Origin of the sequence: Streptomyces arenae, from assembly GCF_022343545.1 — a bacterium.
GTDB lineage: Bacteria > Actinomycetota > Actinomycetes > Streptomycetales > Streptomycetaceae > Streptomyces > Streptomyces humi.
Window position 1 is genome coordinate 64,195 of sequence record NZ_JAKQYH010000053.1, and the last position, 22,375, is coordinate 86,569.

At 72.7% G+C, this 22,375-nt stretch carries 20 protein-coding genes; 12 read left to right on the forward strand and 8 right to left on the reverse strand.

All coding sequences use genetic code 11. From position 1 onward, the window contains the following. Positions 1-47: 47 nt before the first annotated feature. Complete coding sequence (locus tag MB828_RS23820) at positions 48-1,040, forward strand: YdcF family protein (protein ID WP_301650007.1); 993 nt, start codon at positions 48-50, stop codon at positions 1,038-1,040. Positions 1,041-1,047: 7 nt separating this feature from the next. Here MB828_RS23820 and MB828_RS23825 read toward each other — a convergent pair whose 3' ends face one another. Further along, positions 1,048-1,506 carry an RrF2 family transcriptional regulator gene (locus MB828_RS23825; protein WP_133022089.1) on the reverse strand — a complete coding sequence of 153 codons (459 nt, stop codon included), beginning with the start codon at positions 1,504-1,506 and terminating at the stop codon, positions 1,048-1,050. 73 nt (positions 1,507-1,579) lie between these two features. Between MB828_RS23825 and MB828_RS23830 the strand changes: the two genes are divergently transcribed. Next, the gene (locus MB828_RS23830) at positions 1,580-4,564 is read left to right on the forward strand and encodes a beta-galactosidase (RefSeq protein ID WP_301650008.1); all 2,985 of its coding nucleotides are present in this window, start codon (positions 1,580-1,582) and stop codon (positions 4,562-4,564) included. A gap of 59 nt (positions 4,565-4,623) precedes the next feature. On the opposite strand, the gene MB828_RS23835 is transcribed toward MB828_RS23830, so the two are convergent. The 5 genes from MB828_RS23835 to MB828_RS23855 all read right to left on the reverse strand — a co-directional run bounded on the left by MB828_RS23835 (position 4,624) and on the right by MB828_RS23855 (position 10,359). Continuing rightward, positions 4,624-6,135 carry an alpha-N-arabinofuranosidase gene (locus tag MB828_RS23835; RefSeq protein WP_301650009.1) on the reverse strand — a complete coding sequence of 504 codons (1,512 nt, stop codon included), beginning with the start codon at positions 6,133-6,135 and terminating at the stop codon, positions 4,624-4,626. Positions 6,136-6,234: 99 nt separating this feature from the next. Then, complete coding sequence (locus MB828_RS23840) at positions 6,235-7,206, reverse strand: arabinan endo-1,5-alpha-L-arabinosidase (protein WP_301650010.1); 972 nt, start codon at positions 7,204-7,206, stop codon at positions 6,235-6,237. A gap of 11 nt (positions 7,207-7,217) precedes the next feature. Further along, positions 7,218-8,072 carry a carbohydrate ABC transporter permease gene (locus MB828_RS23845; protein WP_133022085.1) on the reverse strand — a complete coding sequence of 285 codons (855 nt, stop codon included), beginning with the start codon at positions 8,070-8,072 and terminating at the stop codon, positions 7,218-7,220. Next, the gene (locus tag MB828_RS23850) at positions 8,069-9,007 is read right to left on the reverse strand and encodes a carbohydrate ABC transporter permease (protein WP_301650011.1); all 939 of its coding nucleotides are present in this window, start codon (positions 9,005-9,007) and stop codon (positions 8,069-8,071) included. The genes MB828_RS23845 and MB828_RS23850 overlap by 4 nt, the downstream gene beginning before the upstream one ends. Next, entirely contained in the window at positions 9,004-10,359 is a 1,356-nt protein-coding gene (locus tag MB828_RS23855; protein WP_301650012.1) for an extracellular solute-binding protein, read from the reverse strand. Before MB828_RS23855 ends, MB828_RS23850 begins: the two co-directional genes overlap by 4 nt. A 296-nt stretch (positions 10,360-10,655) precedes the next feature. On the opposite strand from MB828_RS23855, the gene MB828_RS23860 reads away from it, so the two are divergent. From MB828_RS23860 to MB828_RS23870, 3 genes are read left to right on the forward strand one after another with little or no spacing between them, the layout of a single operon-like run. Next, a complete protein-coding gene (locus tag MB828_RS23860; protein ID WP_301650013.1) occupies positions 10,656-11,285 on the forward strand; it encodes a toxin-antitoxin system, toxin component family protein in 630 nt (209 codons plus the stop codon). Further along, positions 11,282-12,601 (forward strand): MAB_1171c family putative transporter, encoded by a 1,320-nt coding sequence (locus MB828_RS23865; RefSeq protein ID WP_301650014.1) that lies wholly within the window; start codon positions 11,282-11,284, stop codon positions 12,599-12,601. Before MB828_RS23860 ends, MB828_RS23865 begins: the two co-directional genes overlap by 4 nt. A gap of 42 nt (positions 12,602-12,643) precedes the next feature. Further along, the gene (locus tag MB828_RS23870) at positions 12,644-13,522 is read left to right on the forward strand and encodes an ATP-grasp domain-containing protein (RefSeq protein ID WP_301650015.1); all 879 of its coding nucleotides are present in this window, start codon (positions 12,644-12,646) and stop codon (positions 13,520-13,522) included. Here MB828_RS23870 and MB828_RS23875 read toward each other — a convergent pair. Beyond that, a complete protein-coding gene (locus tag MB828_RS23875) occupies positions 13,503-14,102 on the reverse strand; it encodes a hypothetical protein (RefSeq protein ID WP_301650016.1) in 600 nt (199 codons plus the stop codon). The genes MB828_RS23870 and MB828_RS23875 overlap by 20 nt on opposite strands. A 119-nt stretch (positions 14,103-14,221) precedes the next feature. On the opposite strand from MB828_RS23875, the gene MB828_RS23880 reads away from it, so the two are divergent. The 6 genes from MB828_RS23880 (at position 14,222) to MB828_RS23905 (ending at position 21,007) form a co-directional block, all read left to right on the forward strand. Then, positions 14,222-14,995 (forward strand): IclR family transcriptional regulator, encoded by a 774-nt coding sequence (locus MB828_RS23880; RefSeq protein WP_133022079.1) that lies wholly within the window; start codon positions 14,222-14,224, stop codon positions 14,993-14,995. Further along, positions 14,992-15,852 carry an SMP-30/gluconolactonase/LRE family protein gene (locus MB828_RS23885; protein WP_133022078.1) on the forward strand — a complete coding sequence of 287 codons (861 nt, stop codon included), beginning with the start codon at positions 14,992-14,994 and terminating at the stop codon, positions 15,850-15,852. Before MB828_RS23880 ends, MB828_RS23885 begins: the two co-directional genes overlap by 4 nt. Before the next feature lie 406 nt (positions 15,853-16,258). After that, positions 16,259-17,698, forward strand: coding sequence for an acyl-CoA synthetase (locus MB828_RS23890; protein ID WP_301650017.1), 1,440 nt, complete (start codon positions 16,259-16,261; stop codon positions 17,696-17,698). Beyond that, positions 17,691-19,034, forward strand: a complete 1,344-nt coding sequence (locus MB828_RS23895) for a carboxyl transferase domain-containing protein (protein ID WP_301650038.1) — start codon at positions 17,691-17,693, stop codon at positions 19,032-19,034. The genes MB828_RS23890 and MB828_RS23895 overlap by 8 nt, the downstream gene beginning before the upstream one ends. Before the next feature lie 300 nt (positions 19,035-19,334). Continuing rightward, positions 19,335-20,372, forward strand: a complete 1,038-nt coding sequence (locus MB828_RS23900; protein WP_301650018.1) for a rod shape-determining protein — start codon at positions 19,335-19,337, stop codon at positions 20,370-20,372. A gap of 98 nt (positions 20,373-20,470) precedes the next feature. Further along, a complete protein-coding gene (locus MB828_RS23905) occupies positions 20,471-21,007 on the forward strand; it encodes a hypothetical protein (protein ID WP_301650019.1) in 537 nt (178 codons plus the stop codon). Between the two features lie 34 nt (positions 21,008-21,041). On the opposite strand, the gene MB828_RS23910 is transcribed toward MB828_RS23905, so the two are convergent. Continuing rightward, positions 21,042-21,959 (reverse strand): DUF4231 domain-containing protein, encoded by a 918-nt coding sequence (locus MB828_RS23910; protein WP_133022075.1) that lies wholly within the window; start codon positions 21,957-21,959, stop codon positions 21,042-21,044. Positions 21,960-22,147: 188 nt separating this feature from the next. Here MB828_RS23910 and MB828_RS23915 point away from each other — a divergent pair, with 188 nt between their 5' ends. Continuing rightward, the gene (locus tag MB828_RS23915; RefSeq protein WP_165941403.1) at positions 22,148-22,315 is read left to right on the forward strand and encodes a hypothetical protein; all 168 of its coding nucleotides are present in this window, start codon (positions 22,148-22,150) and stop codon (positions 22,313-22,315) included. The last annotated feature ends 60 nt before the right edge of the window (positions 22,316-22,375 follow it).

A 22,375-nucleotide genomic window follows, 5' to 3' on the forward strand; every position in this document is an offset into this window, starting at 1 on the left:
AGCCGGGGAGGAGCAGCCTCCGTAGCGAAGCACCCGACAGGAGCCCGATGTTCACGTACGCCGCAGCCCTGGTCTTCCTGGTCTTCTGCGTCCGCGTGGTGCTGGACCCGCGCCGCTTCAGCAACGCCGTCCTCCTCGGGATCACCGTCGCCCTGGTGTCGGTCTCCGCGTTCGTACGGCCCGAACGGCCCCCGGTGTCGCTGCGGACGACGGCCCTGGCCGCCTGCGCGCTGCTCGTCCTGGGCGCCCTCGCCCTCGCGTTCGCCCTGTTGGCGAACGGCGTGAAAATGGTCCGCAAGGAGGGCAGACGCCCCGGCAACCTGCTCACGCTGCTCACCGGGCTCGCGATCCTCGGCTTCCTCGCCCTGCTCGGCACGGCCGTCGCCGGCCGCTCCACCACCCTGGTCCGCGTCGCGGCCTTCTCGGCACCCCCGGTCGGCTACGTCTCCTTCCTCTTCCTCTGTTTCCTGGGCTACGCGCTCCTCTACGGCCGGCTGCCGACGCGGCGCAACGTGGACTTCGTCGTCGTCCTCGGCTGCGGACTGGTCGGCGGCTCCCGGGTGGGGCGGCTGCTGGCGAACCGGCTGGACCGGGCCCGGGGGCTGTACGAGGCACAGGCCGCCCGCGGCAACCCGCCGCTGCTGGTCACCTCCGGCGGACAGGGCGGCGACGAGAAGCTGCCCGAGGCCGACGCGATGGCCGCCCACCTGGTCGCCGCCGGAATCCCGGAGGACCGGATCCTTCGCGAGGACCGCTCCCGCAGCACCGAGGAGAACCTGCGATTCAGCAAGGCGATCATGCAGGAGCTGAAACCGGAGTACCGGTGCCTCGTGGTCACCAACAACTTCCACGTCCTGCGGGCCGCGCTCACCGCCCGCCGTACCGGCGTCCGGGGGCAGGTCGTCGGCGCGCCCACCGCCCGGTACTTCTGGCCCGGCGCGACGATCCGCGAGTTCGTCGCGGTCTTCCTGCACTACGCGAAGACCAACCTGGGCATCTGCCTGGTCCTCGGCCTGCTGGGACTGGTCGCCTTCCGGTGACCTGCGGTCACGGGTTCTCCCAGGCCGCCGGTTCCGCCGCCAGCGCCCGTACCGGCTCCGGCAGGGCGTCCGCCGCGATGTCCGCCACCGTCACGCCCTCCAGGATCTTGCGGACGTTGGCGCGCAGCGCGATCCACAGCGGCAGCAGGGGCTCGGCGGTGCCCGTGTACGCGAGGCCCGTCGGGCGCTCCCCGCGCACCGAGACGATCGGGCCGTCCACCGCGCGGATCAGGTCCGCCACGGTGATCGCGGACGCCTCCCTGGCCAGCCGGTAGCCACCGCCCCCGCCGCGCCGGCTGTCGACCACCCCGGCGCGCCGGAGGTCACCGAGGATGCCCTCCAGGAACTTGTGCGGGATGTCCTGCGCGCGGGCGATCTCCTCCGCCTTCACCGGGCCGTCGCCCTGCCGCACGGCGAGCTCCAGAACCGCCCGTACCGCGTAATCCGCCCGTGCCGAGATCCTCATGCGTCCATTGTGGGGCGTGCTCCCGTGCAGAATGGCCGGACCCGCGCCCCGTAAGATCGCCCGGGAGGATCCCTTGGCGCTCAGCAGACGTACCTTCAGTGCACTCGCCGGCTCGGCCGCGCTCGGCTTCGCCCTGGGCGGCAGCGGCGGCCCCGGGGCGCCCTCGGCGTACGCGGCCCGCAGTGTGCCCACCGGCCCGCCGCCGGCCCCGCCCGCGGCCGACGGACAGCCGCACACCATCGGCTACGACCACCACTCCCTGATCGTCGACCGCCGGCGGCTGGTGGTGTGGTCCGGCGAGATGCACCCCTTCCGCCTGCCGAGCCCGTCCCTGTGGCGGGACGTGCTGGAGAAGATGCGGGCGCACGGCTACAACACGGTCAGCATCTACGTGGCGTGGAACTACCACTCCCCCGCGCCCGGCCGGTACGACTTCACCGGCGTACGCGACCTCGACCTGTTCCTGCGCACCGCCGCCGAGACCGGGCTGTACGTCATCCTGCGCCCCGGCCCCTACATCAACGCCGAGGTGGACGCCGGCGGCTTCCCCGGCTGGCTGACCGCCACCGGGGGCACGGCCCGCACCACCGACCCGACCTACCTGGGCCATGTCGACGAGTGGCTGACGGCCGTCAACCGCATCGTGCGCCGCCACCAGTTCACGGACGGCGGCGGGAGCGTCCTGCTCTACCAGATCGAGAACGAGTACGACGGACACGTCACCGACCCGGCCGGCCCCGCCTACATGTCCCACCTGTACCGGAAGGTGCGGGCCGACGGCATCGACGTCCCGCTCTTCCACAACGACAAGGGGCGCAACGGCTACTGGATCCCCGGCTCCTTCGACACCGGCGGCGAGAGCGGGAAGTGGCTGTACGGCTTCGACGGCTACCCCGCCCCCGACCGGACCCCGCCCGACTGGGGGGACTTCGGGATCGGCGGCCTCAAGGGCGGCGCGACCGCCAGCCCCCGCACCCCCGGGTTCGTACCCGAGTTCGGCGGCGGCTGGTTCGACCCGTGGGGCGGGGCCGAGTTCGGCGGGAAGGGCTACGCGGGGTCCCGGGAGACCCGGGACGCGGCCTACGAACGCCGCTTCTACCTCACCAACCTCGCCAACGGCATCACGCTCCACAACGTCTACATGACCTACGGCGGCACCACCTGGGGCTGGCTGCCCGCACCGGTCGTCTACACGTCGTACGACTACGGCGCGGCCATCGACGAGGCCCGCAACGTCACGCCGAAGATCGCCCCGATGCACCAGCTCGGCCATCTCCTGCGCCGGGTTCCGGACTTCGCGAAACTGGAACGCGCGGCGGACGTCCACGTGAAGGGGCTGAGGACGTACCACCTCACCAACCCGGACACCCAGGCGCACGTCTACGTCCTGCGCAACGACGGCACCGACGAGGTGACGTCCACCCTGCGGACGGCCGGCGGCGACGACATCGAGGTCACCGTCCCGGCCCACGACGCCCGGCTCCTCACCACCGGGCTCGCCCTCGGCGAGCGGAAGCTGCGCTACGCCACCGCCCAGCCGATGTTCGTCCTCACCGCGGGCCGCCAGGACATCGCCCTGTTCACCGGCCGCTACGGCGAGATGGCGCACCTGGTCCTGGAGTGCCCGGCCGAGCCGTTCGTGCAGCGCCTCGACCCGGAGGCGGCCTGGGTCTACAACCAGGGCGTCCTGCACGTCACCGTCCCGCTCGGCAAGGGCGGGCTCACCCGGGTGCTGGTCCAGCGCGGCGACACCGACACCCCGCTGCTGCTGCTCTTCGCCGACGACGCCACCTCGGTACGGCTGTTCCCGTACGACACCCCGTCCGGGACCGTGCTGGTCTACGGCCCGGCGCTGCTGCGCCACGTGAAACTGGACGGGGAGACCGCACGGCTCACCGGCGACACGGTCGAGGAGACCGGCCTCGAGGTCTGGGGTCCCCGCGGGATCACCGCGGTCACCTGGAACGGACGGCCGGTGCCGAACCGGGTGGGCCTGTCGGGGAGCCTGGTCGCCACGTCGCTCCTCGCGGGGGCGCCGAAGCCGGCGCTGCCCCAGCTCGGCGGCTGGCGCCGGAAGGCCGAGAACCCCGAGTCGGCGGTGGCCTTCGACGACTCGAAGTGGACGGTCGCCGACCACCGGACGTCGTTCAGCACGACCCCCGTGCCGGACGGCCGGCCGGTGCTCTTCGCCGACGACTACGGCTTCCACTACGGGGACGTCTGGTACCGGGGGCGGATCGAGGGCGACTCGCTCGCGGACCTGGAGTCCGTCTCCCTCGCCTACAGCACCGGTACCCAGGGCATGCTGATGGCCTGGCTGGACGGGGAGCCGCTGGGCTCGCACCGGATGCCGGTGCCCGACGCGAAGACGGTCCGGCAGGGCAGCTGGACGGCCACGGCGACCTTCGAGGTGGCCGGGGTCCCCGAGAAGACCCTGAGGAAGCGGCGGCACGTGCTGTCCGTGCTGGTGCGGCGGATGCAGCACGACATGGACGGGAAGTCCCTGGACACCCACAAGGCGGCCCGCGGGCTGACCGCCGTGACCTTCAAGGGTGCCTCCCCGAAGGTGAGCTGGCGGATCCAGGGGGCGGCTGCGCCGGATCCGATGCGGGGGCCGCAGAACAACGGCGGACTGTACGGGGAGCGGGAGGGGTGGCACCTGCCCGGGTTCGCGGACGGCGCGTGGGAGGCGGCCGAACTCCCGCGTGCCGACAAGGGCATGGGCGTCACCTGGTACCGGACGGGGTTCCGGCTGGCCGTACCGGACGGGGTCGACGCGTCGGTGGGGCTGGTGCTTGAGGACGATCCGGCGCGGGCGTACCGGGTGCAGATCTTCCTGAACGGGTGGAATCTCGGGCAGTACGTCAATGACGTGGGGCCGCAGCACACGTTCGTGCTGCCGAACGGGATTCTGCGGACCCGGGGTGCGAACACGTTGGCGTTGGCTGTGCTCGGGGACGGGACGAGTGAGGTCGGGCCGGGGGTTGTGCGGCTCGAGTTGCTGGGGAGCGCGGCCGGAGGAGTGCCGGTCGTGGGGGTGGACTCCCCCGGCCGTTGAGTGCGGGTTGTCTGTGGCTGGTCGCGCAGTTCCCCGCGCCCCTGGCGGGGCGCTTTCCCTTACGCCAGTCGGATCGTGTTCCAGGACATCGGCTCCAGGACGGTCGTCAGAATGCCCTCCTCGAGGGTTGTGCCCTTGGCCTGGTGCGGGGTGACGCGGTCCGGGTCGTCCAGGGTGTTGCGGGCTTCGGGGTCCTGGTCGGCCAGGACGCTGTGCTCGGTGACCTGGGTCAGGTCGAGGCCGCTCAGGGCAATTTCGAGGGGCAGGGCCTCGGTCCGGCTGCGGTTGACGGCGAAGACCGTGACCGTGCCGTCGTCGGCCCGCACCGCCGTCGCGTGCAGGAGAGCCGTCTCGCCGTACTTCTTCGTCTCGTGCGTCGGTGAGTCGACCCGGACGTCCAGGACCTGGCCCCGGCCGTGGCGCGACGCCTGGGCGAACGGGAAGAAGGTGGTCTGGCGCCAGGCCGGGCCGCCCGGTTCCGTCATGATCGGTGCGATCACGTTGACCAGCTGGGCCAGGCAGGCGACCGTGACGCGGTCGGCGTGCCGGAGCAGGGCGATGAGCAGGGAGCCGAAGACCACCGCGTCCAGGACGCTGTAGTTGTCCTCCAGGAGGCGGGGGGCCTCGGGCCAGTCCCGCGCGTCCGAGTTCTCGATCTCGTGCCACTTCGACGTGTACCAGACGTTCCACTCGTCGAAGGAGAGGTTGATCTTCTTCTGGGACTTCAGCCTGGCGCCGACGTGGTCGCAGGTGGCGACCACGTTCTCGATGAAGGACTCCATGTCGACGGCGGAGGCCAGGAAGGAGTCGAGATCGCCGTCCTGGGGCTCGTAGTAGGCGTGCAGGGAGATGTAGTCGACCAGGTCGTACGTCTCGGCGAGGACCGTCGCCTCCCACTCGGCGAAGGTCGGCATGGACTGGCTGGAGGAACCGCAGGCGACCAGTTCCACGGTCGGGTCCAGCTGGCGCATGGCACGGGCCGTCTCGGCGGCGACGCGGCCGTACTCCTCGGCCGTCTTGTGGCCGGTCTGCCAGGGGCCGTCCATCTCGTTGCCCAGGCACCAGACCTTGATGCCGAAGGGGTCCTTGTCGCCGTGCGCGGCCCGGAGGTCGGAGAGGGCGGTGCCGGCGGGGTGGTTGGCGTACTCCTGGAGTTCCAGGGCCTCCGCCACGCCCCGGGTGCCGAGGTTGATCGCCATCATGGGCTCGGCCTGCGGGCCGACCTTCTTCAGGAACGCGATGTACTCGGCGAGTCCGAAACGGTTGGTCTCCGTCGACCGCCAGGCGAGGTCGAGGCGGCGGGGGCGGTCCTCGACCGGGCCGACGGAGTCCTCCCAGCGGTAGCCGGAGACGAAGTTGCCGCCGGGGTAGCGGATGGTGGTGACGCCGAGTTCGCGGACGAGGTCGAGGACGTCCTGGCGGAGGCCTTCGGCGTCGGCCGTGGGGTGGGCCGGCTCGAAGATGCCGGTGTAGACACAGCGGCCCAGGTGCTCGACGAAGGAGCCGAAGAGGCGGGGGTTGACTTCGCCGACGGTGAAGGCGGGGTCGAGGGTGAAGCGGGCGGTGCGCAATGTTCGCCTTTCGGGGAGGGTGTTTTTGGTTCGTGGGCGGGTGCGGGTGCGTTGTGGCTGGTCGCGCAGTTCCCCGCGCCCCTAAGGGGCGCGCTGCCCCTAGCTCGGTTTCGGCCAGCCGTCTTTTGTCCAGCCCAAGGGGTTCAGGCCCAGCTTCGGGGTGCCGTTGTCGTCGGCGTCGTAGTAGTGGTACGCCAGCCAGGTCTTGCCGTGGGTGCGGAAGGTGGACTCTCCGCCCGTACCGATGTAACGGCCGTGGCCTGCCAGGAACAGGTCTCCGCCGCCTTCCAGCATCGGTTGGCCCGTGCTGTCGGTGTACGGGCCCGTCACCTTTGTCGAGCGGCCCACCCTGATCTTGTACGTCGAGTTCACGCCCGCGCAACAGGCGTCGTACGAGGCGAAGAGGTAGTAGTAGCGGCCGTGGTGGAGGATCGACGCGCCCTCGACCGCGTAGGGGGCGTCCGGGCGGGTGGCCAGGTGGGCGACGGGGGCGCCCTGGATCGCCTTGCCGGTCCCGCGGTCGAGTTCGACCATGCGGATGCCGGTCCAGTAGGAGCCGAACGCCATCCACAGTCTCCCGTCGGCGCGGACGATCGCCGGGTCGATGGCGTTCCAGGAGTCCGTGGTCGCGGAGGTGAAGGCGGGGCCGTGGTCGGTCCAGGTGCCGGGGAGACCGGACGGGGAGGTCGCCACGCCGATCGCGGAGTGGTTGGTGCCCCAGGAGGAGACGGCGTAGTAGAGCCAGTAGCGGCCGTCACGGTAGGAGAGGTCGGGTGCCCAGGGGTCGGCGGTGGAGTTGTAGTCGTACCACCAACTCGGCGGGGTGGTGAACGCGTTGCCCGCGTCGGTCCAGTCGCGGAGGTTCCTGGAGAGGCGGGCGCCGATGATGCCGCCGGTGGAGTAGGCGACGTACTGGCCGTTCCCGAGCCGGTGGACCGTGGGGTCGTGGATGATCTGCTGGCCGGTGAGGGGGAGGGGGTCAGGGTAGGTGGCGTCGGCGGAGGCGGTGGTGGGGAGGAGGGCGATCGTTGCCGCCGCGAGGAGTGCGGCGAGTCTGGGGAAGCGCTTCAACTCTCGGCTCCTCACTGGCCGGCCAGGCCCGTGTGGGCCACGCCCGCCACGATCTGGCGCTGGAAGAAGACGAACACGATGATCAGCGGGAGGCCCGCCATCAGGCCGCCGGCCATGAGCTGCGCCCACTGGATGCCGTAGGAGTTCATGACCGTCGCGATGCCGTTCGGCATGGTCATCAGATCGGGGTTGTTGGTCACCATGTAGGGCCACAGGAAGTTGTTCCACGAGGCGATGAAGGTGAAGATGCCGACCGCGGCCAGGGAGGGCCGGGACAGCGGCAGGACGATCGTGAAGAAGACCCGCCAGCGGCCCGCGCCGTCGATGAAGGCGGCCTCCTCCAGTTCGCGCGGGATGCCCTGGAAGAACTTGTAGAGGATGTAGACCATCGCGGCCGGGGCGCACTGCGGGAGGATCATCCCCCAGTAGGTGTCGACCATGCCCATCTGCTGCACGGTGGTGAACAGGGGCACGCCGAGGACGGCCGGGGAGACCATCAGACCGGACATGACCAGGCCCATGAGCGCGCCCTTGCCGCGGAACTCGGTGCGGGCGAAGCCGTATCCGGCGAGGGCGCTGACCAGCAGCACGATCGATGTCACGCAGACGGAGACGACGAGCGAGTTCACGAACCAGTTCGTGATGTTGCCGGTGTCGAAGAGGGCCTTCCAGGCCTGGCCCGTCCAGTGCTCCGGCAGCCAGTGCGTCGGTACGTCGACGGCCTCCGTCTCCGACTTGAGGGAGGTGAACAGGCCCCAGAGGAGAGGGGCTAGGAAGACCACGGAGACGGCCGTGCCGAGGAGGGTGAGGACGATCTGGCTGGGGGTCCATGTCTTACGGGGCTTCACGGGCACTGCGGTCGTCATCGGGTGGCCTCCTCGGTGCGGTTGCGCAGCAGCCACATCCTCGCGAGGGCGACGGCGGCGATGATCACGAAGAAGATGATGGAGATCGCGGAGGCGTAGCCCACGCGGTAGCTGGTGAAGCCCTCCTCCAGGGTGTACTGGACGAAGGTGCGGGTGGAACTCTCGGGGCCGGGCCCGAAGTCCATCATGACCACCGCCTGGTCGAAGACCTGGAGCGAGGCGAGAATCTGGAGGGCGATCACCAGTCCTGTGATGTTGCGGAGCATCGGCAGGGTGATGTGGACCATGCGGTGCCAGGCGTTCGCGCCGTCCAGTTTCGCGGCCTCGTAGAGGTGCGCGGGGATGGACTGGAGGGCGGCGAGGTACAGCAGGAAGCTGAAGCCGACGGTCCACCACAGGGTCTCGATGACGATGGCGAGCATCGCGTACGACTTGTCGGTCAGCCAGGGCGTGTCGCCGCCGAACACGTGGTTGATCATTCCGGTGCCGGGGTTGAACAGCCACTGCCAGAGGTTGCCTGCGACGGTGGAGGGCAGCAGGAAGGGCGCGAAGAAGCACAGGCGCCACAGCCACTTCCCGCGCTCGATGTGGTGGGCGAGCATCGCGAGGAGGAAGGCGAGGACCGTGATGCAGGGCACGACCAGCAGCGTGAAGTACGCGCTGTGGCCGAGGGCGTCCCACATCAGGGGGTCCTTCAGGGCCTCGCGGTAGTTGTCCAGGCCGATGAAGTTCGCGCCCGCGCCGGTGATGTTGGCGTCCGTGAGGCTGAGGTAGACGCCGCGCAGCAGCGGCCAGATCACGAACAGGGCGAACAGGAGCAGGAAGGGCGCCACGAACCAGCCGCCGTGCTGGAAGCCCTGCCTGCGGCGGAGGGTGGCGCTCGCGGCCGCGGTCCTGGCGCGGGCCGGGGCGAGGACTGTCTCGGCGGTCGTCATGCGGCCGTACCTCCCTGCGCGGCGGTCCTGCCATCCATGGGGTTCTTCATCGCGAGCAGCGTGGCGAGTTCCTTCTTCATCCGGCCGGCCGCGGCGTCGGGTTTCGCCGAGCCCACGGTCGAGGAGACGACGATCGGGCCGACCCGCTGGGCGAGGATGCCGGTGGAGCCCGCGAACCACACCTTGGGCTCGTTGGCCTGGTGGTTCATGGCCGAGACGTACTCGTTCTGCGGGGAGAGCTTCTGGTAAGCGGGGGTGGAGAGGGTCGGCAGATAGGCGGGGATGTGGCCGCCGGCCGCCCACTGCCGGGCGTGCGTGACGACGTACGCGGCGAGTTGGTGGGCGGCCTCGTCGGTGGCGCCGCCGCGGTCGGACTGGTGCGGCAGGACGAAGGCGTGCGACTCGGCGTGGGTGGCCGGGGTGCCGAAGACGGGCGGCAGCGGGATCGCGCCGTACTCCAGCTTCGCGCCGGAGTAGACCGGCACCGACCAGTTGCCCTCCCAGGCGAACGGGGCGCCGTTGATGAACTGTTCGGCGTTGACGGAGCCCATGGCCGGGTTCGCGTAGCCGTCGGTGACGTGCCGGCGCAGGAACTCCAGGACCTGGGTGGCCTTGTCGGTGTCGAAGGTGACCTCGGTCTTCGCGTCGTCGAACCAGGTGCCGCCGAGCTGGGTGTAGAAGGCGACGAAGAACCACCACTGGAAGTTCTGGTCGTTGATCCACAGGCCGATGGTCTGGAGGCCCTTCTTGGTGGCCTTCCTGGCCTCCTTGAGGACGCCGAACCAGTCGTCCACCGAGGTGACCGGCACGATCCGGTCGTCGGCGCCGAGCAGGCCGGCCTTCCTCAGCACGTCCTTGCGGTAGAAGCAGAGCTGGACGTGGACGTCGAGCGGGAGGGCGTAGAGCTTGCCGTCGACGACGCCGCGCTGCCAGAGCTTCGGGTTGTAGTCCGACTCCCGCAGGCCGTACTTGGCGAGCAGGCCGGTGTCCCAGGCGTCCAGCAGGCGGCCGGGGGCGAAGCCGGCGACCCGGCCGATGTGCATGACACCGAGGTCCGGTGCGCGGTTGCCGGCGGCCGCCATGGCGAGCTTGGTGTAGAAGGGGTTGCCCCACTGGAGCGTGGAGTCCTTCACCGCGATGTCCGGGTGCGCCTTACGGAAGGCGTCCAGCATGGCGATCATGTTGGAGCCGTCGCCGCCGCTGAAGAGGTTCCAGTAGCGCACCCGGGTGCGCGCGGTGGAGGCCAGCGCGTCGGCGCCGCTGCCGAGGGCCGCGAAGCCGAAGCTCCCCGCCACCGCCAGCCCTCCCGCCGTGCTGAGTAGTTGCCTGCGAGTGAGGCCAGGTCGTCCCATTGCCCGCCCTTACCTTCGGGGATCTGTCGTGCGTGCGGTCCTGCGTGTCGTGCTCCGTGGGGGGTTGCTCGAGACGGTCGTTCGAGATATCGACTTGCGCCCGTAACTTCGAACGGGACCGTAAAATCGAAGCGCTTCCGCGTCAATGGGTACGGCGCAACTTTCCGGTGTCCGGCACCTGTTCCCTGGTGAACCGCCCACGTCGGAAGGCATGACGCGGACACACCGGGACGCGTAACCTCGGGGGGCCGACGCGGCGGCGGCGGCCGTCCGCGGGGCGGCGCGAAGGGGGAGCGATGGACTTGTCCGGCGCGCGGCACCGGTGGGCCCGGATCGTCGCGCGGCTGCCGCGCCCCCGGCCGGACGGGCGATTACGGCGCCCTCGGGCGAACCGGCGGATGCGAGCCCTCGCCGCTGGTCTCACCGCCGCCGTGCGGGCCCGGCCGCGGCCGCCCGCGGGGGCGCGCGAGGTGTGCCGGGCGCTGTGCGAGGAGATGACCGCGCTGCGCGCCGGGCGGCCGGTGGAGCTGCGCTTCGAGCGGTTCCCGGACGAGCTCGAGGTCACCGGAGTGTGGGTGGAGTTCCAGGACTTCGACCTGGTCATCGTCGAGGAGCGGGCCGAGGCCGTGCAGCAACTGGTCATCCTCGGCCATGAACTGTGGCACCTGCACGCCGGCCACCGGCATCCGCACGGCGCCGACGCGGCGGCCGCCCGCGCGCTGGCCGGCCGGCCCGGCTGGCGGGAGCGGGCGCTGACGGTGGCCGCGCGCAACGGCTCCCGGGCCGCCGACGAGGCCGCGGCCGACGACTTCGGGCACCGGCTGGCAACCGCGTTACGGCCGTACGTCGAGCGGGCCCGGCACAGCGCCCCCGACCCCGTCCAGCGGTCGCTCGGCTACCGCGGGCGCGGTGGAGCGGCACGGTGACCTCCCTGCCGGCGCCCGCCCCCGCGGGGCTGCTCCAGGGGCTCCACGTCTCCTTGTGGATCCCCGCCTCGGTCCTGACCGGCGCCCTGGCCGTCAAGCTGCCGACCATCGTCCGGCTCCGGCGCGATCCGCTGCTGCGCGCGGTCGGCGGACTGCTCCTGCTCGGCTGCGCGGTGTTCGTGTTCTGCGCGCCGTCGACGGTCGCCGCGGTGAACCGCTGGACCGGCACGCCCAACTTCTCGGCGCCCTGGTGCTATTCGCTGCTCACCGCACTCGGCGCCTGCTGTCTGCTGCTGATCATGACCTGGCGCGACGGCATGGACGACCGCTCCGCGGCCGCCCGGCGCCCGGTCCGCTGGGTGATCCGCGGCTACTCCGCGGTGGTCGCCGCCCTGTGGATCCTGTTCGCCCTCGCCGACGCCCCCGTGGAACGGCCGCGGGACCTGGACACGTACTACGCCACCACCCCGTTCATGGCCGAGGAGGTGCTGCTGTACCTGCTCGCCCACACGGTCGCCTGCGTCATCACCTCGTGGCTGATCTGGACCTGGGTACGCACCGAGGGCCTCGACGCCTGGCTGCGCCGGGGGCTCGGACTGCTCGGCGTCGGCTACCTGCTCAGCCTGGTCTTCGACGCGGCCAAGCTGACCGCCGTCGGCGCCCGGTGGAGCGGCCACGACCTGGACTGGCTCAGTACCGACCTGGCCCCGGCGGCCGCCGCGCTCGCCGCCGTCACCATCGCCGCCGGCTTCGTCCTCCCGCACGCCGGCCAGTATCTGCACGCCCGGAGGCGGGTGCGGCGCGCCCACCGCGAACTGGGCCCGCTGTACCGGGTGACCCGGTCCGTGCACGGCGACGGGGTGCCGTTCGCGTTCCGCGCCACGCCGGAGCTGCGGCTGACCCGGCGCGAGACGTTCATCCGGGACGTGCTGCTGCCGCTGTCCCGGCGCATCGACACGGACCTCGGCCGCCGCTCCTACGACGCGGCACTCGGCCTCGGCCATCCCCCGGAGCGGGCCCGGGCACTGGCGTCCGCGGTGACGGTCCTGGACGCGGTGACCGTCCCGGGCGGGGTTCCCATTCCGGGCGCGGTGACCGTTCCGGGCGGGGTTTTCGTTCCGGGCGCGGCGGGCGTCCGGGGGTGCGGCGCCGTCCCGGCCGGTGCGGGCGAGCCGGACACCGCGTACCTCCTCAGGGAGATCGGCGCCGTGTCCCGTGCCCTCGGGCGTCCCCAGGAGGTGGCGGAGGTGCGGGACCGGGCGGCGCTGCTGGTCCGCGGCTTCTCGGGGTGGGATCCCGGGGGCGGCTCCGGTTAACCTGCGACGAACGCAGCCGCCGTCCGTCAAGGGAGCCCCGCCGTGCCCCGCATAGCCCTCGCCACCTACGACCCCGGCGCGCAGCCCAGCAAGGACCAGGACCTGCCGGTGCTGCTGCGGGCCCTGACCGAGGCGGGCGCCGAGGCCGTCGCCCGCCCGTGGGACGACCCGGAGACCGAGTGGGGCGACCACGACCTGGTCGTCATCCGCTCCACCTGGGACTACAGCTGGCGCGCCGAGGAGTTCGTGGCGTGGGTGGAGCGGGTGGGCAAGGCGACCCGGATCGCCAACCCGGCGGACGTGGTGCGGTGGAACACCGACAAGCGGTACCTCGGTGACCTCGCGGCGGCCGGCGTGCCGGTGGTGCCGACGCGGTACCTGGCCCCCGGCGACCCGGCCGGCCCCGCCCTCCCCACCGACCGCGACTTCGTGGTCAAGCCGACCTTCGGCGCCGGCGCCCGGTTCGCCGCCCGCTACACACCCGACGAACACGGGACGGCCGTACGGCACCTCACGCGGATGCACGAGGAGGGGCTGACCGCGATGGTCCAGCCGTACGTCTCCGGCATCGACGTCAGCGGGGAACGGGCGCTCCAGTTCTTCGGCGGGCGGCTGCTGCACGCCAGCCGCAAGCGGGCCGTCCTCACCCCGGGCACGGCCTACGACGCCGACAAGATCGCCCACCCGGACCTCGCGGCGTGGACCCCGACCCCGGCCGAAGTCGCCGTCGCCGAGGCCGCGTTGGCCGCCGTACCGGAGGCGCCCGAGCTGCTGTACGCGCGGGTGGACCTGGTCGACGGGGCGGACGGGCGGCCACGGGTGATGGAGCTGGAGCTGGTCGAGCCCAACCTGTTCCTCTTCCTGCACCCCGGTTCGGTGGCCGGGGTGGTCCAGGCGCTCCTCACCGCGGCCCGTCGATGAGGGCGGTGCGCTGGAGCAGGCCCCAGGTGAACTCGGCGACCGCCTGACGTCCGTCGGGCAGGGTGAGGGCCAGGCCCCACCGCGTCGGGGCGGTGCCCTCCAGGGGGCGGGCGGGGGCGAAGGCGCGGGCGGCCTCGTCGATCGTGCAGGACCAGGGGGTCAGGTCGGCGTAGGTCCCCAGGACGGGGGCGGGCGCGTCCGGGGCGCGGACCAGCCACTCGTTCCAGACCGCGCCGCCGGACCCGACCAGCACCTCGAAGCGCAGGGTCGGCCAGAGGGCGAGCGGCCACTGCCAGACCGCGCACTCCAGGTCGCCGACCGTGCGCTCGGTCTCCCACTCGGGCGGGCCGAGCACCGAGCGGTAGCGGGCCGCGGCGGAGCGGGACCGGGGCGAGCGGACCATCGCCTGCCAGCGCTTGTTGGTCTCCCTCATGTCCGCGAGCGACGCGCCGAGTTCACGGCGGGCGTCGTCCACCAGGTCCGGATTGTGGTCGGCCATCCGACGCAGCAGCACCAGCTGGAAGTCCAGTCGCATAGGACCCATGGTGCACACGTGTGTGCCCGGCTCGTTCCCGGCCATTGCCCGGGCAATCCCCGATGGCTAGCCTGTGTTCGTCATGCCGATCGCCTGTTGATATCTCGAACGGCTCCGCCGCTCCGACGAGATCTGGCGCTTATACCCAAGGGAGGGGGCCGGACGTGGGACGCCTTGTGCCTGCCGTGACCCGGGCTCTCGACATTCTTGAGCTCTTCCTGGACGGGGACGGGACTCTCTCCGCCCCCGACATAGTGCGCAAACTCCAGCTGCCGCGGACCACCGTGCACGAGCTGGTGACCACGCTCGCCGCCCGCTCGTACATCGTGCCCGTACCCGGGCAGCCCGGACGTTACCGGCTCGGTGTCCGCCCGTACCAGCTCGGCAGCCGATACGCCGAGCAGCTCGACCTCGCCGCCGAGGGCCAGCAGGTCGCCCGGTCCGTCGCCGAGACCTGCGACGAGACCGTCCACGTGGCGATCCTCGAGGGCACCGACGTCATCTACATCGCCAAGGTCGACTCCACGCACGCGGTCCGCATGGTCTCCGCCGCGGGCCGCCGGCTGCCCGCGCACTGCACCTCGGTCGGCAAGATGCTGCTGGCGTCGCTGCCGGAGCCGGAGCTGTCCGCGCGCATCCCGGACGACGCCGACCTGGTCCGGATGACGCCGAACAGCATCACCGAGCCGGACGCGCTGCGCGCCGCACTCACCGAGATCCGGGCCCGCGGCATCGCCGTGGAGAGCCGGGAGTCCAACCCCGACGTCTCCTGTGTCGCGGCGCCGGTCCGGGACCGCACCGGCCAGGTCGTCGCGGCGCTCTCCATCTCCGTCCCGATGATCCGCTGGAGCGACGAGCGCCGGGGCGAGCTGGAGCAGCTCGCCGCGAAGGGCGCCGCGGAACTCTCCGAGCGGCTCGGCCACCGGAGCGTGGCATGACGACGACGGCGCACACGAGGTACGAGGTCGCGGTGGCGGCGGAGGCGACGCTCGGCGAGGGCCCGACGTGGGACCCGGCGGCCGGCCGCCTGATATGGATCGACGTGCTCGGCTCGCGCGTGCACACGTACGACCCGGCGACGGGCCGCCGCACCGTCCGCACGACGGACCAGCACGTGGGCGCGGTGAAGCCGCGCGCGAACGGTGGGCTTGTCCTCAACCTCCGTGACGGCGTGGCCCTCCTGGACCCCGACGACACGTTCCGCTGGCTGCACCACGAGCCGGTCGCCGGCCGCCGCGCCAACGACGCGGCCGTGGCCCCCGACGGCTCACTGTGGGCCGGGACGATGCGGTACGACGAGGCGACGGGCGGCGGCACGTGGGCCCGCGTGGCGGGCGACGGGACGGTGACGACGCTGCTGGGGGACGTCACCGTCAGCAACGGGGCGGGCTGGAGCCCGGACGGCAGCCGCGTCTACTACGTCGACACGCCGACCCGCCGGGTGGACGTCTTCGACTACGACGGTGAACTCCCGCACAACCGGCGCCCGTTGGTGACGATCGAGGAGGGTGCCGGTTTCCCCGACGGTCTGACGGTCGACGCGGACGGCTGTGTGTGGGTGGCGTTGTGGGACGGGGGTGCGGTGCGCCGCTACACGCCGACGGGTGAGCTGGACCGGGTCGTCACCCTGCCGACGCCGCGTACGACGGCGTGCGCGTTCGGCGGCGCCGGGCTGACCGACCTGTACGTCACCACCGCACGCGTGGGGTTGACCGCGCCGCATCCGACGGCCGGTTCCCTGCTGGTGATCCCGGGAGCGGGCCAGGGCGTCGCCCAACCGGCCTTCACGGGATAGCCAGTCACGACGGAGACTGCACGGTCGACTTTCGGGTGCGGGTGCGCGGGGGCTGGGCGCGCAGTTCCCCGCGCCCCTGACGGGGCGCCCCAGCACGGCCGAGTCTCAGGTGCGGGTGCGCGGGGGGTGGGCGCGCAGTTCCCCGCGCCCCTGACGGGGCGCCCCGGCACGGCCGAGTCTCGGGTGCGGGTGCGCGGGGGCTGGGCGCGCAGTTCCCCGCGCCCCTGACGGGGCGCCCCGGCACGGCCGAGTCTCGGGTGCGGGTGCGTGGGGGGTGGGCGCGCAGGTCCGCGCGCCTCTGACGGGGCGCTCCAGGTGGCGGGGGCTTCTGGGTAGGTGGTTGTGCCGTCAGTGGTCATTCGTGGAAGGGTGGGGTTCGGGCTTTCTAGTGGTGAGGGGTCTTGGCGTGTCGGGTCTGTTTCCGGTGCTGGTGGGTGAGCGGGGCGCGCTGCGGTTCGGGGGGCGGGAGCTGACGTACGGGCAGCTCGGCGGCGCGGCGGGGGCGCTCGCCGCGCGGGTGCGGGATGCCGGGCGGGTCGCCGTGTGGGCGACGCCCGAACTGGAGACGGCGGTCGCCGTCGTCGGCACCCTGCTCGCCGGCCGGGCCGCCGTACCGCTCAACCCCAGGTCGGGCGAGAAGGAACTCGCGCACATCCTTGCCGACAGCGCGCCGACGACGGTGCTGGCCGCGCCCGGCGCCGAACTCCCCGCCACCCTCGCCGGCCTGCCCCGGATCGACGTCGACGCGGGGGCCGTGGGTCCGGTACCGGAGGACGACACCACCGGGTCCGACCCCGCCCTCGTCGTCTACACCTCCGGCACCACCGGCCCGCCCAAGGGCGCCGTCATCCCCCGCCGGGCCCTCGCCGCCACCCTGGACGCACTCGCCGACGCCTGGCAGTGGACCGGGGAGGACATCCTCGTCCACGGCTTGCCGCTCTTCCATGTGCACGGGCTCGTGCTCGGGATCCTCGGGCCGCTGCGGCGCGGTGGTTCCGTCCGGCACCTGGGGCGGTTCGACACCTCCGGCGTCACCCGCGAGCTGAACGACGGCGCGACCATGCTGTTCGGCGTCCCCACCATGTACCACCGCATCGCCGAGGCGCTGCCCGCCGACCCCGAACTGGCGAAGGCGCTCGGCCGGGCCCGGCTGCTGGTCTCCGGGTCGGCCGCGCTGCCCGTCCACGACCACGAGCGGATCGCGGCCGCGACCGGGCGCCGGGTCGTCGAGCGGTACGGCATGACGGAGACCCTGATGAACACCAGTGTCCGGGCCGACGGGGAGGCCCGGGCGGGGACCGTCGGCGTGCCCCTGCCGGGGGTGGAGCTGCGGCTGGTGGAGGAGGACGGGACGGCGATCGCGGAGTACGACGGGGAGACCGTCGGCGAGATCCAGGTACGCGGCCCGAACCTGTTCACCGAGTACCTGAACCGGCCCGACGCCACCGCCGCCGCCTTCACCGCCGACGGCTGGTTCCGCACCGGCGACATGGCCGTACGGGAGCCGGACGGATATGTGCGGATCGTCGGCCGCAAGGCCACCGACCTGATCAAGAGCGGTGGTTACAAGATCGGGGCCGGTGAGATCGAGAACGCGCTCCTCGAACACCCCGGGGTGCGGGAGGCCGCCGTCACCGGGGAACCGGACGCCGACCTGGGCGAGCGGATCGTCGCCTGGATCGTCCCGGCGGATCCCCAGTCGCCGCCCGCGGCCGGGGAGTTGGCGGACCACGTCGCCGGCCGGCTCGCCCCGCACAAGCGCCCCCGCGTCGTCCGCTACCTCGACGCCCTCCCCCGCAACGACATGGGGAAGATCATGAAGCGGGCCCTCGGTGAACATGCCTGAGCGGCTCTCCGCCCGGCAGTTCCTCGACCTCGTCACCGACCCGGGCACCTTCACCGGGATCCCGCACCCCGAGCGGGAGTCCGGGCCCGACGGCCCGCTCGGCTGGCAGGGCTACGACGCCTCGCGCGCCCGCGCCGCCGAGCGCACCGGCGAGCGGGAGTCGGTCGTCGTCGGCACCGCGCGCGTCGAGGGCACGGCGGCCGTGCTGATCGCCTTCGAGTTCGGGTTCCTCGGCGGCTCGTTGGGCGAGCGGACCGGAGACCGGCTGGCGGCGGCCTACGCGCACGCCCGCGCACACCGGCTGCCGGTCGTGCCGTTGATCGCGACCGGCGGCAGCCGGATGCAGGAGGGCATGCTCGCCCTGTCCCAACTCCAGCGGGTGGCACGGCAGTCGGCGCTCACCCGCGAGGCGCGGCTGCCCCAGATCGCGGTCCTGCGGGACCCGACGACCGGCGGCGGCTGGGCCACCCTGGGCGCGGGCGCCGATGTGATCCTGGCCCTGCCCGGCGCCCAGGTCGGCTTCGCGGGCTCCCGGGTCCGCCCGCCGGACGCGGACCCGGCCGCGTACACGGCGGAGGCCCAGCTCGCGGCGGGCGCGGCGGACGCGGTGGTGCCGGCCGCCGAGCTGAAGACCTGCCTGGGGCTGTGGCTGCGGCTGCTGACCAGGCCGGCGCCGGAACCGGCCGACCCGCCCGCCGCCCTCGGCGGTGCCGGGCTGCCCGGCACCGGCTGGGAGGCCGTTCAGCGGGCCCGGGATCCGCGGCGGCCGCGGGCCGGGGCCTACCTGGACGCCTATTTCACCCGCCGGGCCGCTCTCGTCGGCGACCGGTGCGGGGGTGCCGATCCGGACGGGATGCTGTGCGGGTTCGGCGAGCGGGACGGCCGTACCGTCGCCTTCGCCGCAGGGACCGGCACCGCGACCCGGCCCGCCGGGTTCCGGACCGCCGCCCGCCTGATACGGCTCGCGGACCGGCTGGGGATCCCGGTGCTGACCCTCGTCGACACCCCGGGCGCCGCCAACGACGCGGCGGCGGAACGGCAGGGCGCGGGCGCCGCGATCGCGGAACTGTTCGGCGCGGTGGCCGCCGCCCGTACGCCGGTCACCACGCTCGTCATCGGCGAGGGCGGCTCCGGCGGCGCGCTGGCGCTGGCCGCCCCCGGCAACACCTGGGCCACGCCCGACAGCTACTTCTCCGTCATCGCCCCGGAGCAGGCGGCGGCGATCCTGAAACGCCCCCCGGCCGCGGCCGGGGCCACCGCGGACCACCTCCGCATCAGACCCCAGGACCTGGTGGAACTCGGCGTGATCCGAGGCATCGTGCCCACCGCTCCCTGACCGCCGCACCCTGACGGGCGAGGGCGTCCGGGGACCGCAGGCCGGGGGCGCCGACCCGGCCCGGCCTGCGGGCGCCCCCTGTTTCCGTGCTTCTGCCGTCTTCTGCCGTCTTCTGCCGTGCCGCCGGTGCCCCCGCCTGCGGCTCCTTCTCGACGCCGGCGCGCGGCCGCGGCCGAACCCCCCGTTCAGCGGCGCCCCGCCCGGCCCCCTCCCGCAGGCGCGCCGCGGTGATCCCCCAGAGGATGCGAAGGAAGCCGTCATCCGCCGTCGCCCACGGCCCGCGCACTCGGGAGGATCGCCGTGACCGTCAGTCTGGAGCAGTTGCGCCGCTGCCATTTCGCCGTCGATCTCGGGGCCGCGCGCACCCGGGTGTACGTGAAGGGCCTGGGCCTCGTCGTCGACCAGCCGTCCGTCGCCGCCATGAACACGCGCAGCGGTGCGCTGATCGCCGTGGGCGAGTTCGCGGAGAAGATGACGGGCCGGACGCCCGACTACATCCGCGTGGTGCGCCCGATCTCCGGCGGAACCGTCGTCGACATCGAGATGGCCCAGCGGATGCTGCGGCACCTGCTCGGCGACAAGACCCGCCGTATGCTGCGCCGCAAGCCCCGGCTGCGGGCGGCGGCCTGCACCCCGCACGACGCCGACCCGCTGGCGCAGCGGGCGACCATCGAGACGCTGGTGGGGCTCGGAGCGCGGCGGGTGGAGCTGGTCGACACGCTGATCGCCGCGGCCGTCGGGTGCGGACTGCCCGTGGAGCGGCCGGAGGCGACCATGATCCTCGTCTGCGGGGCCGCCGCGACCCAGGTCGCCGTGCTGTCCCTCGGCTCCATCGTGCGCGCGGAGCGGATGCCCGTGGGCGGCGAGTCCGTGGACCACGCGATCGTCCAGCACCTGCGGCTCGAACACGAGCTGATGCTGCCGAGCCAGGCGGTACGGCCGTTGCAGCTGGCCCTGTCGGAGAACGGGCTCACCCCGCAGGGGCCGGCGTCCACGGAGATCCACGGGCGGGACGTCTCCACCGGCCTGGCCCGGAGTGTGCGGGTCGACACGGCCGCCGTCCGGGACGCCATCCAGACACCGCTCACCGCCGTCCTGGACGGCATCGGCAAGGTGCTGCGGGACTGCCCGCCCGACCTGGTCGCCGATCTCGCCGAGCGCGGGATGGTCCTGGTCGGCGGATCGGCGCTGCTGCCCGGTTTCGACCAGCTGCTGCGGCAGGCGACGGGCATGCCGGTGCACATCGCGGAGCGGCCGGACGTGTGCGCCGTACAGGGCATCGGGGCGATGCTGGAGGGCCGGATCGAGCCGCTGGTGCTCGGCCCCCGGTCCTGCTGAGGCCGAGCGCCGGTCCGTGTGAACCGATGCGCCCCCTGCCCGCCCGGTCCCCCCTCGATTAGGCTGTACTCACCTGTGGTGACGGAAGGGGACGCTCCGTGACAGCCGATATCACCGACCGCCTGGCCGGTGCGCCCGTGGTCCCCCGTCTCACCGTCACCCGGATCGGTGTCACCGGACACCGGGTGATCCCGCCGCCCGTCCTGCCCTTCGTGCGTGCCGCCCTGCGCGAGCAACTCAGCCGCACCGGAGTGGCGTTGGAGGCGCTGAGCTGTCTCGCGGCCGGCGCGGACCAGTTGTTCGCCGACCTCGCGCTGGCCCACGGCGTACCCGTGACGGCCGTGATCCCGGGCATGGACTACGAGGCCCACCTGGGCGACGACGCGGCGCGGGCGTCGTACCGCAGGATCCTGCGGAGCTGCGCGGACCGGGTCGAGCTGCCCGTCCAGCCCACCCACGAACAGGCCTATTACGCGGCCGGCCAGTGGGTCGCGGAGCACTCCGACGAACTGGTCGCCGTGTGGGACGGCCGGCCGGCACGCGGTCTGGGCGGCACCGGTGACGTGGTGGCCTACGCACGGCACATCGGGGTGCCGGTGACCGTGCTGTGGCCGGACGGGCAGACCCGGGACTGACGGACCCGGGACCGGCCGCCCGCGGCGGGGCCGCTCAGGTGCCGAAGCGCACCAGCCACTCCGTGTGCGCCGGCGACATCAGCCGCTCCGCCTCCTCCACCGCCTCGGCCCAGCCCGCCTCCGTGACGGTGGTGGACATGGCGATCCGGGCGGTCTCCAGGTCCTGTTCGATGATCGAGTGGGCGTGTGTCAGCGGGCCGTGCCGCTGTACCTCCTGCCAGGCGACGCCCGCCGCGGCGGCCGCGCTGAGCAGGCCCGCGAGGTCGGCGCCGCCGAGCATGCCGACGGTCCGCAGCAGGGCGGCGGCCAGGGCGAACAGGGTCAGCGCGGCGGTGACGGTGGACCAGCGGGCGGCCGCGCGGTGGGCACGGGAGGCCCGGTTCTTGTACCAGACCGTCTGCTCCAGGAGCCGGTCGCGCAGGTAGAGGTCCCGGCGCGCCGCGTACGACTTGGCGCGTTCCGCGCGCATCCGCGGGGTGATCTGCCCCCGGCCGCGCTCCCGCACCCCGTCGCGGGAGTCCTCCCAGCCGCAGGCGCGCAGCTCGCGCAGCCGCTCCTCCAGGCGTTCCGCGAACACCGCGTCCGGGTCGACGACGTCCGAGCGGAACGGGCCGCCGTGCACCATGTACTGCCAGGCCAGCGACTTCAGCAGCTCGGCTGCGGCCCGGTGCGCCTGCCAGTGCGCCCGGGACCGGCGCCGCGAGGTGCTCAGTCCGAGGACTATCGTCAGCGCGTAGAGCAACGCGGCGCACACCGCCATGACATGCCCGGACGCCTGCTCGGTGAACACGGCCGCGGTGGTGGCCAGCAGCAGGACCAGCAGATGCGTACGGACGGCACGGAACGAGTCACTCTGGTGGCGTAACGCCCATCTGTCACTCACCTGGAACAGCGGTGGGAGATCCCGTTCGTCCAGCGTGGTGCTAGGCACCGGCGTGGTTGCGGCCCCCATGAAGCCCCCCGAATTCAATGCGCGCCCCCGAAGGCTTTCGCGCGCCCCCGATAAACCGGCTTGAGAATTCAATGAGTACGGAAACCGGGCCCGGACACAAGAGGTTCGCGCGGCATTCCTGGTATAGGGTCCGCACCATCGGGACCAGTCTCGGTTCCGCGAGCCCGAACCGGAGCGACGAAACAATCATGACGACCACCTCGACGCAGTTGCGCAGCCCCGCGCCGGCCGACCGGCACACCCGCCTGGCGGACATCGACCCGTACGCGACCTCCACGGCGCGCGACACGGGCCGCGTGACCGACGCCCCCGACCACCGTTCGAGTCGGACGGTCACGTTCAACTCGGGGGTTTGACCGGGGGGCCGGACAACAGCGTCACCCGGACGTGGGTGCGCCCGGCAGGGCGGTGTGCGC